At 64.8% G+C, this 15283-nt stretch carries 19 protein-coding genes; 9 read left to right on the plus strand and 10 right to left on the minus strand.

Translation table 11 applies throughout. The features are described 5' to 3' along the window. Positions 1-123: 123 nt before the first annotated feature. Entirely contained in the window at positions 124-1521 is a 1398-nt protein-coding gene (gene fumC / locus ABDW57_RS20995) for a class II fumarate hydratase (RefSeq protein WP_343732107.1), read from the plus strand. On the opposite strand, the gene ABDW57_RS21000 is transcribed toward fumC, so the two are convergent. Next, entirely contained in the window at positions 1522-2424 is a 903-nt protein-coding gene (locus tag ABDW57_RS21000) for a hypothetical protein (RefSeq protein WP_343732108.1), read from the minus strand. It lies immediately after the preceding gene. 179 nt (positions 2425-2603) lie between these two features. Here ABDW57_RS21000 and ABDW57_RS21005 point away from each other — a divergent pair, with 179 nt between their 5' ends. Together ABDW57_RS21005 and ABDW57_RS21010 are read left to right on the plus strand one after the other, a co-directional pair. Continuing rightward, a complete protein-coding gene (locus ABDW57_RS21005) occupies positions 2604-2822 on the plus strand; it encodes an RNA-binding S4 domain-containing protein (RefSeq protein ID WP_343732218.1) in 219 nt (72 codons plus the stop codon). 147 nt (positions 2823-2969) lie between these two features. Next, the gene (locus tag ABDW57_RS21010) at positions 2970-3263 is read left to right on the plus strand and encodes a DUF883 domain-containing protein (protein WP_343732109.1); all 294 of its coding nucleotides are present in this window, start codon (positions 2970-2972) and stop codon (positions 3261-3263) included. On the opposite strand, the gene ABDW57_RS21015 is transcribed toward ABDW57_RS21010, so the two are convergent. The 6 genes from ABDW57_RS21015 to ABDW57_RS21040 form a co-directional block, all read right to left on the minus strand. Next, positions 3237-4895 (minus strand): DUF692 family multinuclear iron-containing protein, encoded by a 1659-nt coding sequence (locus ABDW57_RS21015; protein ID WP_343732110.1) that lies wholly within the window; start codon positions 4893-4895, stop codon positions 3237-3239. The two genes, ABDW57_RS21010 and ABDW57_RS21015, sit on opposite strands and share 27 nt — an antisense overlap. 24 nt (positions 4896-4919) lie before the next feature. Continuing rightward, a complete protein-coding gene (locus ABDW57_RS21020) occupies positions 4920-5171 on the minus strand; it encodes a DUF2282 domain-containing protein (protein ID WP_343732111.1) in 252 nt (83 codons plus the stop codon). Positions 5172-5334: 163 nt separating this feature from the next. Next, positions 5335-5526, minus strand: a complete 192-nt coding sequence (locus ABDW57_RS21025) for a YjfB family protein (RefSeq protein WP_161012103.1) — start codon at positions 5524-5526, stop codon at positions 5335-5337. A 53-nt stretch (positions 5527-5579) separates the two neighbouring features. Beyond that, positions 5580-6125, minus strand: coding sequence for a molybdopterin-guanine dinucleotide biosynthesis protein B (gene mobB, locus ABDW57_RS21030; RefSeq protein ID WP_343732112.1), 546 nt, complete (start codon positions 6123-6125; stop codon positions 5580-5582). Positions 6126-6197: 72 nt separating this feature from the next. Continuing rightward, positions 6198-6383, minus strand: a complete 186-nt coding sequence (locus ABDW57_RS21035; RefSeq protein ID WP_343732113.1) for a hypothetical protein — start codon at positions 6381-6383, stop codon at positions 6198-6200. Between the two features lie 67 nt (positions 6384-6450). After that, positions 6451-7128 carry a general secretion pathway protein GspB gene (locus ABDW57_RS21040; RefSeq protein WP_343732114.1) on the minus strand — a complete coding sequence of 226 codons (678 nt, stop codon included), beginning with the start codon at positions 7126-7128 and terminating at the stop codon, positions 6451-6453. A gap of 63 nt (positions 7129-7191) precedes the next feature. Between ABDW57_RS21040 and ABDW57_RS21045 the strand changes: the two genes are divergently transcribed. Next, positions 7192-7539: a GFA family protein gene (locus ABDW57_RS21045; protein ID WP_343732115.1), complete on the plus strand. Its 348-nt coding sequence runs from the start codon at positions 7192-7194 to the stop codon at positions 7537-7539. On the opposite strand, the gene ABDW57_RS21050 is transcribed toward ABDW57_RS21045, so the two are convergent. The 3 genes from ABDW57_RS21050 to ABDW57_RS21060 are packed head-to-tail and all read right to left on the minus strand — an operon-like array spanning position 7540 to position 10002. Then, positions 7540-9288 (minus strand): AAA family ATPase, encoded by a 1749-nt coding sequence (locus ABDW57_RS21050; RefSeq protein WP_343732116.1) that lies wholly within the window; start codon positions 9286-9288, stop codon positions 7540-7542. A gap of 25 nt (positions 9289-9313) precedes the next feature. Next, positions 9314-9817 (minus strand): hypothetical protein, encoded by a 504-nt coding sequence (locus ABDW57_RS21055; RefSeq protein WP_343732117.1) that lies wholly within the window; start codon positions 9815-9817, stop codon positions 9314-9316. Next, a complete protein-coding gene (locus ABDW57_RS21060) occupies positions 9817-10002 on the minus strand; it encodes a hypothetical protein (protein WP_092278329.1) in 186 nt (61 codons plus the stop codon). The genes ABDW57_RS21055 and ABDW57_RS21060 overlap by 1 nt, the downstream gene beginning before the upstream one ends. 214 nt (positions 10003-10216) lie before the next feature. Here ABDW57_RS21060 and ABDW57_RS21065 point away from each other — a divergent pair, with 214 nt between their 5' ends. The 5 genes from ABDW57_RS21065 (at position 10217) to ABDW57_RS21085 (ending at position 15249) form a co-directional block, all read left to right on the plus strand. Then, entirely contained in the window at positions 10217-11308 is a 1092-nt protein-coding gene (locus ABDW57_RS21065; RefSeq protein ID WP_343732118.1) for a DUF2807 domain-containing protein, read from the plus strand. Between the two features lie 220 nt (positions 11309-11528). Next, positions 11529-12398, plus strand: coding sequence for a BadF/BadG/BcrA/BcrD ATPase family protein (locus ABDW57_RS21070; RefSeq protein ID WP_343732119.1), 870 nt, complete (start codon positions 11529-11531; stop codon positions 12396-12398). A 3-nt stretch (positions 12399-12401) separates the two neighbouring features. Continuing rightward, positions 12402-13136, plus strand: coding sequence for a GntR family transcriptional regulator (locus ABDW57_RS21075; RefSeq protein WP_343732120.1), 735 nt, complete (start codon positions 12402-12404; stop codon positions 13134-13136). Then, a complete protein-coding gene (gene nagA, locus ABDW57_RS21080) occupies positions 13133-14230 on the plus strand; it encodes an N-acetylglucosamine-6-phosphate deacetylase (protein WP_343732121.1) in 1098 nt (365 codons plus the stop codon). The genes ABDW57_RS21075 and nagA overlap by 4 nt, the downstream gene beginning before the upstream one ends. Before the next feature lie 5 nt (positions 14231-14235). Next, entirely contained in the window at positions 14236-15249 is a 1014-nt protein-coding gene (locus ABDW57_RS21085) for an SIS domain-containing protein (protein ID WP_343732219.1), read from the plus strand. Positions 15250-15283: the final 34 nt, after the last annotated feature.

Genomic DNA, 15283 nt, shown 5'->3' on the forward strand with positions numbered 1-15283 from the left:
TGGAAGCAAGGAGTTCTAAAGTGTAACAGCTATAACGGCCGATTTTTCCGGATTTGTAGCCCCCGGTTAATTTTTCCAATCTGCGCTACACTCATTCACCTCATTTCCCACCAAGGACAATCCATGAGCACCCGTAGCGAACGCGACAGTTTTGGCCCGATCGACGTCCCCGACGCCCAGCTGTGGGGCGCGCAAACCCAGCGCTCCCTCGAACATTTCCGCATCTCCACCGAGAAAATGCCGCTCGAACTGATCCACGCGCTGGCCAGCGTCAAGCGCGCCGCCGCCCGCGTCAACCTCGACCTCGGCCTGCTGGACGGCGCGAAAGCCATCGCCATCACCCAGGCCGCCGACGAAGTGCTGGCCAACCAGCATCCCGGCGAATTCCCGCTGGCCGTGTGGCAAACCGGCTCGGGCACCCAGTCCAACATGAACATGAACGAAGTGCTGGCCAACCGCGGCTCCGAGCTGATGGGCGGCGTGCGCGGCGAGCAGCGCCTGCTGCACCCGAATGACGACGTCAACAAAGGCCAGTCCTCGAATGACATCTTCCCCACCGCCATCCACGTGGCGGCCGCCCAGGCGCTGGCCAACAACGTGCTGCCGGCGCTCAAGCAGCTGCGCGCCAGCCTGCACGCCAAGGCCGTAGCCTTTGCCGACATCGTCAAGATCGGCCGCACCCACCTGCAGGACGCCACGCCGCTGACGCTGGGCCAGGAATTCTCCGGCTACGTCGCCCATCTGGATTTTGCCGAACACGCCATCAACGCCGCCCTGCCGGGCGTGCTGCAACTGGCGGCCGGCGGCACCGCGGTCGGCACCGGCCTCAACGCCCATCCGCAATACGCCACCCGCATCGCCGCCGAGCTGGAGCACGCGCTGCACTTGCCGTTCAAGACCGCCGACAACAAATTCGCCGCCCTGGCCGGCCATGACGCCCTGCTGTCCGCCCACGGCGCGCTGAAAACCCTGGCTGCCGCGCTGATGAAAATCGCCAACGACGTGCGCTGGATGGCATCCGGCCCGCGCTCCGGCCTGGGCGAAATCACCATTCCTGAAAACGAGCCGGGCAGCTCCATCATGCCGGGCAAGGTCAACCCGACCCAGTGCGAGGCGCTGACCATGCTGTCCTGCCAGGTGTTCGGCAACGACGTCGCCATCACCATGGGCGGCGCTTCCGGCAACTTCGAGCTCAACGTCTACAAGCCGATGATCGCCCACAACTTCCTGCAAAGCGCACGCCTGCTGGCCGACGGCATGCGCAGCTTCGAGGAACATTGCGTGCACGGCATCGAACCGAATCGCGGCCGTATCGAGGAATTGATGGAGCGCTCGCTGATGCTGGTCACCGCGCTGGCGCCGCACATCGGCTACGACAAGGCGGCCTCCATCGCCAAGAAAGCCCAGCACGAAGGCACCACCTTGAAAGAAGCCGCGCTGGCGCTGGGCTACGTCAGCGCCGAGCAGTTCGAGCAGTGGATCGTGCCGCTGGACATGACCAGGCCGGGTGCCAAAGGCTGATCAAAAGCCGTAGGAATAGCGCACACCCATCAGCAGATCGGGCTTGGCGTAGGCATCGTGGCCGGGATTGACGCGGTACATCACCGCCCCGGTCACCCGCCCCTTGCTGCCGTCGCGCCCGAGGAAACGGGTATAGCTGAATTCCAGGTCGCGCTCGGTGGCGGTCGGCCGCAGGTTCAGGCGCGGCGGGCCCAGCGCAGCCACGCCGGGATCGACCGACTGCGACAGCGCGCCGCTGTAATCCAGCGAACCGGTGCGCACCTTGGCCGGAATCGACAGGGTGAACGCCATCCGGTCATTATTGGCAAACAGCTGCCGCTTCACGTAACCGACGCTGTACGCCACCGTGCGCACCGACGACACCTGCGACAGCAGGCTGTCCGGCGTGCCGATGCCATCGGTTTTGCCATACGAGGCCATCGCCATCAATGAGCTGCTGGGCGACAACGCATACCCCAGCGACAGCGACGTGAAACGCGTGGTCGGCCGCGTGTTCAGGATCATCGACATGCTGTGCTGCGAGCCCGGCGCGCCGCCCGATTCGCGCAGCAGGCCAAAGGTCAGTATCCCGGTGCCGCGCCCCATTTTCTTTTCGAATTCCGCACTGCTGAGGAAGCGCTTGCTGTGTTCGTTCAGCAGCGGGCCGAGCGGGTCCAGCAGCGCCAGATTGTCCGGCAAGGCGCCAAAGTGCAGGCGCGGCGCGCCGGAAAACACCGCATGGCGCTGGTCGTGCGAGAACGCGTCGGCCAGCGCGCCCTGACGGTCGGCAGCCTCAAACAACAGGGCCGCGCTGGCGCGTTTTTCAAACCAGGGAGGGGTTTGCAACGGTGCAAACGGATCGGATGCGACGGCGTTGGTCCCGCTCAGGGCCAGTGTCGCCAATGCCAGGGGAAGCTTGTTCATGATGCAACTCGCTGCGGTCTTTGCGCCCTGCTCAAACTTTCAGCAGTTGAGTTCAGCATATTCCTTTCTTTGCTGCCTAGCAATCCAAATTACCGTGCGGGGATAAGGTAAACTGCGGGCCTGTCGGAATGCCGCTACACTAGACAAACCGATTTCACATCATGGCAGCAGAGGATAAAATGCAGAAAGTAAGTTTCGAATTAAATGGCGAATTTGTTGAGTTAAATCAACTTCTTAAGCTGGTGGGGCTGTGCGACAGCGGCGGCGCCGGCAAGCAGATCGTCGCCAGTGGCGATGTCAAAGTCGACGGCAAGCAAGAGCTGCGCAAGACCGCGAAAATCCGCGCCGGCCAGCAGGTGAGCGTGGGCGACGTTAGAATCAGCGTGGTTGGCGCGTAATTTTTCTTGCTTTTGAGAAATAATGCCCTAAGCTGCAAGTGTGGCCTTGCAGTGCGTTTGAGCGCGCGCAAGCCGATGTGCGCGGGCACGGTTATATTGGCTTAGTTTGCCGCCCGGCTTTTTCAACAGTTTTCACAGGGGGACGTCATGGACGGTCCTGAACCAAGCAGCCCTACCCAGGAACGATTGCTGGACGATTTGCGCCAGGTAATCGAAAACGCCGAGGAGTTGCTCAAGAATACGGACCAGTATCATGGCGCCTTGTATGAAGCGGCCCGCAACAAGCTGGCTGAAGCGCTGGCCACCGCCACCGAGGAGCTGGCGCGCTTCGAGGATGTGCAGATCGACCGCATGATTGAACTGACCGCCGTCGCCAACCGCCTGCACCGCGACCTCACCGGCGAGGCCAAGCTGTTACGCGCCTTCCGGCGCGAGCACTGATTCCACCAGCAATCCGTGCGCCAGCCAGTGTTGCAGGCTGGCGGCCACGTCGAAGTTGTCATCCTTTTCAAAGGCCGCGTCCAGCGCGGCGCCGAAAGTTTCCCCTTGCGATAACAGCAGCAGCGCGGCGTGGCTGGCCGCGCTCAGCGGCTGCACGCCGGCTCGCCACGCTGGCCGCGCCACCACGGCGTGGCAAGGTGCCGCCATCTCCTCCGGGAAAGCCATGCCGCTGCCCGGCTGGTGCGCCTGCCACAGCGGCACGATCGCCCACTCCGAGCTGAACAATTGCGCGGCCGGATGCAGGCGGAAGCGGGCCGCTTCGATCTGCCCGGGCGCGATTGCGGCCAGTTGCCGGGCGCTCAAGGCGTCTGCGGCGGGTGCGTAATGGGCGCGGTGCAGCAGCCATTCCAGCGCGGCCATGTGCGGCAGGTATGGATAATCGGCCACATGCGGGAAGCCGCGCAGGAAGGTGCTGAAGTGGGCGCCGAAGCGGTTCAGGTCGGGATTGTCGGACGGATGGGCGCGGCCATAGGCGCGCGCCAGCCCGCCGAAGAATTCTTCGCCCACCAGCGCCAGCACCACCGGATAGGCTGCGGACAGCGTCTTGCGCCAGGTCTCGCTCAGGTTGCCGCGATACAGGGCCAGCCGGTGTGCGGCATGTTCGGCGTTGCACAAAGCTTGTACCTGCGGCGCCAGTTGCGCATCGAACAGCGCGCCGGCAAACAGTTGCTGCTGCTCCGCGCTGCCCTCGCCTGGCGCGACAGCAGCACCGCTCGCCAGGCCCAGCGTCTGCGGCCAGCCGGCGCTGCGGGCCGTGAGCGGCGCGGCGCGCGCGTACATTGCGGCGGCGCGGCCGGCTTCGGCCAGCAGCACCTCCAGCGCTGGAATATCGGTATCCCACTCGATCAGGGTCGGCACCGCGCCGAAGCGTGCCAGCGCCGCCTCGTACAAGCGCCACACCGGTTCGGCCACGCGGTCGCCGTGGTGGTCGATCACCGCTTGTGGCGTGACCAGGTGGCCAGCCAGATGCATCTCGCCCACCATGCCGGGATCGATCGCGGCCAAGGCGGCCAGCGCATCCTCGCCGTGATTGCATTGATTGACGAACAGATTATTAATATCCAGCAGCAGCCCGCAGCCGGTGCGCGCCGCCAGCGCGGCCAGGAATTCGGCCTCGCTCATGGCGTCGTCACGAAAGCGGACGTAGGTCGAGACATTCTCCACCAGCAGCTGGCGCCCGAGCACATCCTGCACCCGGCCGACGCGGGCGCTCATCAGGTCGAGCACGGCGCGGTCCAGCGTCAGCGGCAACAGGTCGTTCAACTGGCGATCCGCCACCGCGCCCCAGCACAAATGCTCGGAGACCAGCACCGGCTGCACTTCCCGCACCAGCTCGCGCACGCGCAGCAAATGCGCTTCGGAAAAGCCGCGCGCCGAGCCGAGTCCCAGCCCGACGCCATGCAGGCTGACCGGGTAGTCGCGCCGCAATTGCTGCAGCACATGCCAGTCCCAGCCGGCCCGGTCGAGATAATTCTCGCTATGCACTTCCAGCCACGCCGCGCGTGGCCGTTGTGCCAGAAATTGTCCGTAATGCGGAGCCCGCAGGCCAACACCGACGCCCAGACCTGACATCCCCGCCGCTCCGCCCGCGCGTGATTACTTGGCTGGCGGCGTGGTCTTGCCGCCGGCTTTCTCGCAGGTGCCCTTCGGGACGAATTTCCACTCATCCGGCTCATTGTCGGCCTTGGCCTGACCCGAGCACGAGTGCTTGGCGGTGCCGCAATCGTTCTGGCCAGCCTTGGCGACGCCGTAGCATTTTTCTTTCTCTTCAGCGGCGGCGGCCGTGCCGACCTGCGCGGCGCATACGGTGGCCAGGGCGGCAGCGATCAGGGCTTGACGTTTATTCATAAGGAGTCTCCTGTGGAAAAAGTTAACAGCACCCGCAGCGTACCAGCAATGCCGCTGATATGCACCTGTCTCTACGTGGGAAAGTTGGATAAGCGCGGACGCGCCGCGCAGCGGCGGCTGCGCAGAAGAAATGGCGGCGCCAGGACGGCGCCGCAGATGCGGCTCAGGCCTTGGTGTTGATGTTGTTGCCGAGGTGAGGCGGCAGATTCGGCACCGGCGGAATCGCCTCGATCAAGGCGGAGGCGCTGGAAGCCTGGATGTCCTGAGCTTTTTTCAGCACAGCAATACCCACGGCTTGTTTGGTGCCGGTGTCGGCAATCGTGGTTGCGGTCTGAGCAATACCGGTAACGTCCATGTGGTCCTCCAATTAGGGCTATCACCCTGTTTACGGACATTACGGCGCAAACTTTAGGCCGCCGCTGAATTTTTTTTCAGATGCGTGAGCAGCCAGGCAAGCACCTGCTGCGGCTGATTCAAATCGAGCCAGGTGACGCTGTCGCGCAGACCTTCGGGACGCGGATGGTCGGCCGCCACCGCCAGCACGCGCTCGTCGTGCGGGTACAGCGGTGCGCGGCCGGCTTCCACCCGGTACACCTCCAGCTTGTCGATGGCGTAAGATTTAAAGCCTTCCAGCAAGGTCAGCTCGGCCGGCGACATGCGCGCCAGTTGCTCATCCAGCGTCGGCTCGGGCGCGCCGCGCAGTTCGTGGATGATGGCGTAACGGTACGGCGAGCCGACCATCACCTCGGCCGCGCCGGCCATGCGCAGGCGTGCGCTGTCCTTGTGCTGCGGTTCAAACTGCAAATCGTGATGGCTGTGCTTGATGACATTGACCTTCAAGCCCTGCGCGGCCAGCTGCGCCAGCAGGTATTCCAGCAGCGTGGTCTTGCCACTGCCGGAGGTCCCGATCACCCCCAGGACTTTGCGCGCATTCGCGGGACTGACTTGTTGCATTGCCGGCCTTTCTACGCCCTTTATTGATGCCACGCATTATACGCAGCAACATTTGCCGGCGCAGCAGACGGCTTAATGTTCTGGCTTGATGACAGTGCTGCGTCCCTGTCCAATGGCAGACAGGACGACGAGACCGAGGCAGATCGCGGCGATGCCCAAGCTGCTCGGCTCGGCGGCCGGCAGGCTGTCGGCGGCGTGCGCGCGCTGACCGTAGAAGGCGGCGGCGATCAGAAATGGCAGGAACTTCAACTGTTTCATGATATTTCCCTTGCAGAGTTCACAATGATAGAAAAATATCATGTTTTCATTACACGAAGATTACAAGTCAATAGGGAACACGGTAGCGGTAGCCCCGGAAGTTGAATACGGCTTCTTTCTGCTGCAGCTTTTCCAGCAGCAGGCCGGGCGCGACCTCTTCGCCCTCGTGGCGCAGTACCTTGTCGACCAGCAACACCCGGTCGGCGGGATTGCGGGAATAGATATAGCCGCCCACGGTGACCGGCGGAATGGCGCGCTGGATCGGCTCCGGCAGGTCGCGCAGGTTGACTACCGGCTCTTCCGGCACGGCGACCAGCTTGATTGGCGCTGAAGCCGCCGCCGCCGGGGCGGCTGCGGTCGGCTGGGGCTGCGGCTGCGCTTCCGGCACAGAAGCGCGCGCCAGATTGGCGACTGATGGCGGCAGATCAGCCACCGGCGCTGGCAGCGGCGTTGGCGCAGTTGGCGCCGGCGCTGCCTGGACTGCGGCCGGCGGCGTGACGGCAGGAGCGGCAGCGGCAGGCAAGGCGGCCAGCTGCGGCTGCTGTGCGGCCGGCTTCAGCACCATCACCAGCAGCACGACGATCACGGCCGCCATCGCCAGCACGGCCAGCACCAGCGGCTTGCTGAAGCGCGCCGATGCCGACGCAGTGTCGGCCGCCTGCAGCGTTGGCGCGTGGATGGTGGGCGAGCTGCCCAGTTGACGTTCTGCCTGCGCCTTTTTCAAGGCTTCCAAGATATAGGACATAGCTTTTAATGAATCACAGTTCGCGCTATCTTACACGTCACACCAACACGACGGAGACAACTCATGAAATACACCGGCAGCTGCCATTGCGGCCAGATCAAATTTGAAGCGGAAGGCGACATCGGCACCGCCTTGTCCTGCAATTGCTCGATGTGCCAACGCAAGGGTTCCTTGCTGTGGTTCGTGCCACGCCAGAACCTGCGTCTGTTGACGCCCGAGGACAAGCTCAGCACCTACCTGTTCAACAAGCACGTGATCAAGCACCATTTCTGCGCCACCTGCGGCATCCATCCGTTTGGCGAGGGCACCTCGCCCACCGGCGAAGCGACCGCCGCCATCAACCTGCGTTGCATCGAAGGCATCGACCTGGAAGCCATCCCGGTGCATCACTACGACGGCCGCTCGGTCTGATCAGCGCAGGCGCGGTTCCTGCACACCGCCCAGCTGGTACAGGCGGATGAAGGTCTTGGGCCCGGCCACGCCGTCGGCCTTGAGCTGCTGCGCGGTCTGGAACTCGATCAGGCGTTTGCGCAGCGGCGCGTCCAGCGGCTGGTTTTCCTGCGGCTTTTTCAAATCGTAGATCTGCGACAGGCGCTTGGCCAGCCAGTCCACGTCCGGCCCCTGATCGCCGCCGCGCACCTCGTCTCGCCAGTTGCGCGGGGCGCGCCAGTAGGTGGTGAATTCGCCGTCGTAGCGGGCGTTCAAGGCGTCCAGCGGGAGGGTCTGCGGCTTGCCGCCAGCGGTGGTGATGGTGGCCGTGTGCTCGTCGAGCGCGGTCAGCAGCACGTAGTTGGGTGCTGCGGGATCGTCGTGCAGCTTGAGCATCGCGGGACGGTCCAGCAGGCGCAGTTCCTCCAGCGTGCCCTTGACCGGAAGGCAGCGCAGATTAGCGCGCGCGGCGGTCGGGCATGGATCGCCGTCCACCAGCGTCAAACCCCACAGGCCGGCCAACTGGCGCAACGCCGCCGCGCTGTCGGTGCCGGGGCGCGGTGCCGACAGCGCGGCCGCTGCGCCCCCGGCCGGCGCCACCGAACCTGCCGCTACGGCTGCACCGGCCGCACCGGTCGTACCTGCCGCTACAGATGCACCGGCCGGCCCCGCTGTTCCGGCTGTTCCGGCTGCTCCGCCAGGCACTGCTGCCGGCGACGCGCCTGGCACGCCGCGCTGTGCATGGCTGGCTTCGGCCGCCTGCGCTGGCGCGACGACCGGCCTGGCCTCACGCGACACCAGTTGCCACGTCAGCGCGCTGATCACCACGCCGCCCAGCACACCCGCCGCCACCAGCGGCCAGCGCGCTGCCGCGCCACTGCCAGCGCCAGCGCCAGCGCCGGGCCCGGCCGCATTCTGCCCGGCAAACACCTCCGCCGCCGCGCGCTGCAAAATCGTGCGCGACACCTGCGGCTGATTCTCCACATACGCCCCCAGCAGCGCGCGGTCGCACAGCAGATTGATCCGCCGCGGCACGCCCTTGGTCAGCTTATGCACCAGCCCCATCATGGCACGCGGGAACGGCGCGATCGCCGTCGCGCCCGCCACTGCCAGACGATGTTCGATGTACGTCCCCGTCTCCGCCTCCGACAAGGACCCAAGGTGATAACGCGCAATCACCCGCTGCGCCAGCTGCTCCAGCTCCGGCCGCGCCAGCATCTCGCGCAACTCCGGCTGGCCGATCAGGATAATCTGCAGCAGCTTGCGCTCGCTGGTCTCCAGGTTGGTCAGCAAGCGCAACTGCTCCAGCACCTCGGCTGACAGATTCTGCGCCTCATCGATGATCAGCACATTGTTGCGCGCCTGCGCATGGCTGGCCAGCAAGTAGGCATTGATCGCGTCCACATAGCCCTTCACGCTGACCGCGCCCTGCGGCGGCAAGGCAATTCCGAACTCATCGCAAATCGACAGCAGCAGCTCCTCCACCGACAGCTTGGGATTGAAGATATAGCCCAGCTTGCAGTTCTCCGGAATCTGCTCCATGAAGCAGCGGCACACGGTGGTCTTGCCGGCGCCGATCTCGCCGGTCAGCAGCACAAAGCCGCCGCCCGAACCTATGCCATACAACAGATGCGCCAGCGCCTCGCGATGGCGTTCGCTCATGAACAGGTAGCGCGGATCAGGCGCTATGGAAAACGGCGATTGCTTGAGGTTGAAAAATTGCGTGTACATGAAAGCCCAATGAATGCGCGGTCGCTTATTTTAGCCGCTGTCGGACCGGCGGCGGCGGCACCGGCGGCAGCGGCTTGTACTTGGCGCAGTAAATCTTGGACTTGGTATCGAAATACACAATGCGGCTGGCCGGCTTGGCCTCGCGCACCGGATAGGCGGAGGTATCGATCACGGTGTAATGCGTGCCGACCTGCTGGATGATGGCCTTCTCCAGATTCTCCGGCGTGGCCTCGGCCACCGCGCCGACAAAGATAAAAGTGCTGGTATCGTCGCTGACCATCACCTCGGACACCTCGGTGCCCCACAGCGAGGCGCCAGCCGTGCGAAACCAGTAGGCGCCGCCCTCGTGCTTGTACCAGTTGCCGAAATGCCTGACCAGATAGTTGTAGTAGTAAATATTGTCGGTATGATCGCGGCACAGCAGGCCGTTGCCGATGATGGTGCCAAACGTGGTCGGCACCGACTGCGCCGACACCGCGCAGCAAACACCCGCCAGCAGCGCGCCGGCAAAAGCAAAGCGCGCCCGCATTACGTTTTAGACAACCACGCGCGGTTGGCGCTGATGCGCGCCTTGGCCGTCGGTGGCAGTGCTTCGTAGCAGCCGGGATACTGTTTCAGCGCATGCTCCCGGATCTCTTTTTGCAGTCCGTTAATCAAAAAGACATACAGCACACCACCATCGCTGGTACTTTTGGTTCCCATGTATTTGATCATGTGCGCTCCTTTCCGACTGCACCCATTATGACATCACGGCAGCAGTGCGGCCACACAAACAGTAACGGCCGCCGGGCGCCAAAGTTGAACTGCGGCTCAGCCCCGGTTTTTTGCAGTTGATCCCCCACTTATGCGCGTCCATCCCATGGCGCGCGACGGCGGCCGGGTTTTGTCATATCGTCCAGTTCTCGCCACTTCCTATACCGAGACCAACATGAAGCAGACGATCAAACACGCGGCGCTGGCATCCACCCTGCTGCTGGCCGCCAGCCTGGCCGGCGCCGCTGACAAGGCCGACAATACCTACGGCAGCGAAACGCGCAGCGTCGCCCCGTTCAGCAACCTCAACATCATTGGCCCGTTCCGCGTGATCGTCACTGCGCAGCCGGGCAATACGGTGGAACTGTCCGGCCTGCGCCGCCAGTTTGCCGAAATTGAAACCTCGGTCAGCGGCGACACCCTGACCCTGCGCCAGCCGCGCAAGCAAAACGCCGGCTGGACCATCAACTTCAACTGGGGCCGCGAGGCCAGGCCCATGACCATCCGCGTCAGCGCCGCCGGCCTGAAGAGCCTGCGCAATGCCGGCAGCGGCGACGTCGAACTGCAGCAATTCAACGGCAAGCAATTGACGCTGGTGTCCGACGGCCCCGGCGATATCCAGGCCAGCGGCAAGGTGGGCGATCTCAGCGTGACCGCCAACGGCAGCGGCGACCTCGACCTGCGCGCCCTGTCGGCCGGCAACCTGAATCTGCAGATGAGCGGTCCGGGCGACGTCAACGCCAGCGGCGTGACGCAGGACCTGAACCTGGTGGTCAGCGGCTCGGGCGACCTCGACATTGGCGACATCCACGCCAACCGCGTCAACGCCGCCCTGCACGGCCCTGGCTCGGTGATGCTGCGCGGCACGGCGCGCGAAATCCGCGCCGAGCTGCACGGCTCGGGCGACCTGGACGCCTGCACCTTGAGCGCCGACGCCGCCAGCGCCTCGCTGCACGGTCCCGGCGAAGCCTGCATTGCCGGCCACATCAAGAAGCTGGATGCCGAAGTGCATGGCTCCGGCGACCTGACCGTGCGCGGACTGGAGGCGCAAAACGTGCGCGCCCGCCTGAGCGGACCGGGCAACATGATCCTGTCCGGCAATGCCACCGTGCTCAGCGCCCAGGTCAGCGGCTCGGGGGAACTGGACGCGCGCCAGCTGTGCACGCGCCAGACCGATGTCACCGTCCACGGCCCCGGTAACGCGGTGGTCGCGGTGGCCGACAAAATCGATACCAATCGTACTCATCTGGTCACCTACCACCGCTAGCTCCGCCAAAAGTGGCATGCAAATGCCACATTGGCCACACGCTGGGAAAAATCCTATTTTTTCTTGCAAAACAATGACTTAAAAAACGATTCCAAGGAGACAACGCCAGTCCACTTCAATATTTTTTAATACCAGTTAAATACCTGTTGACAAGCTGGTTTGCCAACCCTATAGTGCCCTTCATCGCGGGCCATCCCGGCCACGGCTTACTCAGGTAAACATGATCGAATTTTTCATCGGCGTTGATGGCGGCGGCAGCGGCACACGGGTGCGCCTGGCGCGCGCCGATGGCGCAGAAATCGCTGAAGGCGCCAGCGGTCCATCCGGGCTGATGCACGGCATCGCCCAGGCCTGGGCAGCCGTTGAAGAGGCCGCCGCGCAAGCCTTCCGCGCCGCCGGTCTCGGCGTCCCCAACCCATCCCGCATCGCCATCGGCCTTGGCCTGGCGGGCGTGCACAACAAACAATGGGCGGCGGAATTCGTCGCCGCCAATCCCGGTTACGCCCAGGTCGCGCTGGAAAGCGACGGCCATACCACTGTGCTCGGCGCCCACCAGGGCCGGCCGGGCGCCATCATTGCGCTGGGCACCGGCAGCGTGGGTGAAATCAAGCTGGCCGACGGCCGTCATGTGGAAGTCGGCGGCTGGGGCTTCCCGGCCGGCGACGAAGCCAGCGGCGCCTGGATGGGCCTGCGCGCCATCAACCATGTGCAGCAGGTGCTGGACGGCCGCATGCCGGCCAACGCTTTTGCCACCGACGTGGCCCAGGCCTGCGGCGGCCAGCGCACCGAAATCCAGAACTGGCTGGCGCAAGCCACGCAAACCAGATACGCGCAACTGGCGCGCATCGTCCTGCAGCACGGCGACAGCAACGACACCGCGCGCAACATCCTGCTGGCCGCCGGCGACGAAGTGGAACTGATGGCCAATGCGCTGGACCCCAGCGGCACCTTGCCGATCGCCCTGTGCGGCGGCCTGGCCGCGCCGCTGCGCCCTTACCTGCCGGCCGCGCTGCTGCCGCGCCTGGTGCAGCCGCACGGCGATTCGGCGGCTGGCGCGCTGCGCCTGATCCAGTCGCGTTTCAAGGAGTAAGCCGTGCTGGCCCAGTTGAGCGACTTCACGCCGGACCCTGATAGCGATACCCCGCTGTACATGCAGCTGGCGAACCGGCTGTCCGACGGCATCGCCGGCGGCGACTGGCGCGCCAACGAGGCCCTGCCATCGGAGCGCGTGCTGTCGGACATGCTCGACATCTCGCGCGTGACGGCGCGCAAAGCCATTGACCTGCTGTGCGAGCGCGGCATGCTGACCCGCAAGCGTGGTTCCGGCACCTACATCACGCCGAAGCTGGAGCAGCCCTTGTCGCGCCTGACCAGCTTTTCCGAAGAGCTGCGCGAGCGCGGCTTCACGGCGGGCTCGCGCTGGCTGCAGCGCGACATCGGCATCGCATCGCCGGTGGAGCTGCTGTCGCTGGGCCTCTCGCCGAACATGCCGGTGGCGCGCCTGAAACGGCTGCGCACCGCCGACGATGTGGTGATGGCGATTGAAACCAGCACCATCCCGGCACAGTACATGCCGAATCCAAACAGCGTCAGCGAGTCGCTGTACGGCTATCTGGAAGCCAACGGCACCATCCCGATGCGCGCGCTGCAGCATATCCGCGCCGTCAACGCCAGCGAAGAGCAGGCGCGCCTGGCCAATATTCCCGCGGGTGCTGCGATGCTGCACATCACCCGCGTCAGTTATCTCGACAACGGCGCAGCGGTGGAACTCACCCACTCGTTCTGCCGTAGTGATTATTATGAATTCGTAGCGGAGTCGCGCAGATGAGCGATGCAATCAAAGGCAATATCCTGACACCGGCGGGCTGGGTCCACGGTGAACTCACTTTCAACGAACGCATTGCAGCCGTCATGGGCGGCACGGCCGATCCCGCGCTCAACGAAGACGTCTATATCCTGCCTGGGTTTATCGATTTGCACGTGCACGGCGGCGGCGGCAGGGATGTGATGGAAGGCGGCGACGCCGTCCGCACCATCGCCGCGGTCCACGCGAAACACGGCACCACCAGCATGCTGGCCACTACCATGACTGCGCCGCCGGAAGATATCGACATCGCGCTGAAAGGCATCGGCGCGGCGGCGGCCGAGCGCCGCAAAGGCGAAGCGCGCGTGCTGGGCGCGCACCTGGAGGGTCCGTTCATCAACTCCGGCAAGCTTGGCGCGCAGCCGCCTTACGCCCGTTCGGCCAAGCTGGCCGACGTGCAGAAGCTGGAAGAACTGGCGCCGCTGCGCGTGATCACCGTGGCGCCGGAAATCGCCGGCCATCAAGAGCTGGTGAAGGAGCTGTCCGACGCCGGCATGCGCGTGCAGATCGGCCACACACTGGGCACTTACGAAGATGGCGTGGCCGCGCTGGCGCAAGGCGCGCGCAGCTTCACGCACCTGTTCAACGCCATGCCCGGCCTGCATCACCGCGAGCCCGGCATGGTGGGCGCGGCGCTGGCACACGGCACTTACGCAGAACTGATTCCCGACCTGCTGCACGTGCATCCGGGCGCGATCCGCACCGCGCTGCGCTGCATTCCGAATATCTACTGCGTTACCGATTCGACTTCCGCCACCGGCATGCCGGACGGCGAATATATGCTGGGCCGCCACAAAGTCATGAAGTGCTTGGGCGGCGTGCGCCTGCCTGATGGCACGCTGGCCGGCAGCACCCTCACCATGGACCAGGCATTGCGCAACCTGGTCGGACTCGGCCTCGATCTGGCGGACGCCTCGGCACGGGTCTCAACGTATGCGGCCGATTACCTCGGCCTCTCAGAGCGGGGCCGCCTGGCTCCCGGCGCGTTTGCCGACTTCGTGGTGCTCGACCGTGACCTGAACCTCAAAGCCGTCTATATCGAAGGAGAATTGTTGTGACCTCAATGATGTTGAAAGAAGCCCTGTCCGCCGCCGACTGCGTCGCCCTGCAACTGGCCAACGACGGCGAGCGCTACGCGGAACTGGGCCGCAAATTGAGGAGCACTTCCTTCTCGACCGCCCTGACCATCGCGCGCGGCAGCTCGGACCATGCGTGCGCCTATGTGGCGTACCTGATCATGGCGCGCCTGGGCCGGGTGGTGGCCTCGTTGCCGATGTCGCTGGTGACGCTGAACAAATCGCCGCTGATCACGCGCGACACGCTGGCCATCTCGATCTCGCAATCGGGCCAGAGCCCGGACGTGGTGGAGCCGATCAAATACTTCCGCGACGGCGGCGCCACTACCATCGCGCTGGTCAACGATATCGATTCGCCGCTGGCGCAGGCGGCGGAATTCGCCATGCCGCTGCGCGCTGGCAAAGAGCAAAGCGTGGCAGCCACTAAGAGCTTCATCACCAGCCTGGTGGCCGGTGCGCGCCTGGTGGCGGCATGGCAGAACGATCCTGAGCTGCTGGCCGGCCTGGAAGCGCTGCCGGAATCGCTGCGCGCAGCGACCACTGAAGACTGGTCGAAGGCGATTGAAGTGCTGACGCCGGCGCGTAACATCATGGTGGTGGGCCGCGGCATCAGCTTCCCGGTGGCGCTGGAAGCTTCGCTGAAGTTCAAGGAGACGTCGGCGCTGCAGGCGGAGGCGTTCAGCGGCGCGGAGATCAAGCATGGTCCGATGGCGCTGATCGAGGAAGGCTATCCGCTGGTGATCTTCGCCACCCGCGGCCCGACGCAAGCAAGCCTGCTGGCACTGGCGTCCGAGATGCGCGGCCGTGGCGCGCGCGTGCTGCTGGCAGCGCCAGCCGACGTGGCGGACCGCGACCTGACCTTGCCGGTGGCGGCCACGCCGGATCTGGATCCGATCGTGGCGATTCAGACCTTTTACAAGATGGCAGCCGAACTCTCGGCCGCGCGCGGCCTGGACCCGGACCAGCCACGCCACCTGAGCAAAGTCACCAAGACCAACTAAAATGTTCCGCCGCCCGCCGTCGTCCCGGCGCACG

Source organism: Duganella sp., from assembly GCF_039595735.1.
GTDB lineage: Bacteria > Pseudomonadota > Gammaproteobacteria > Burkholderiales > Burkholderiaceae_D > Rugamonas.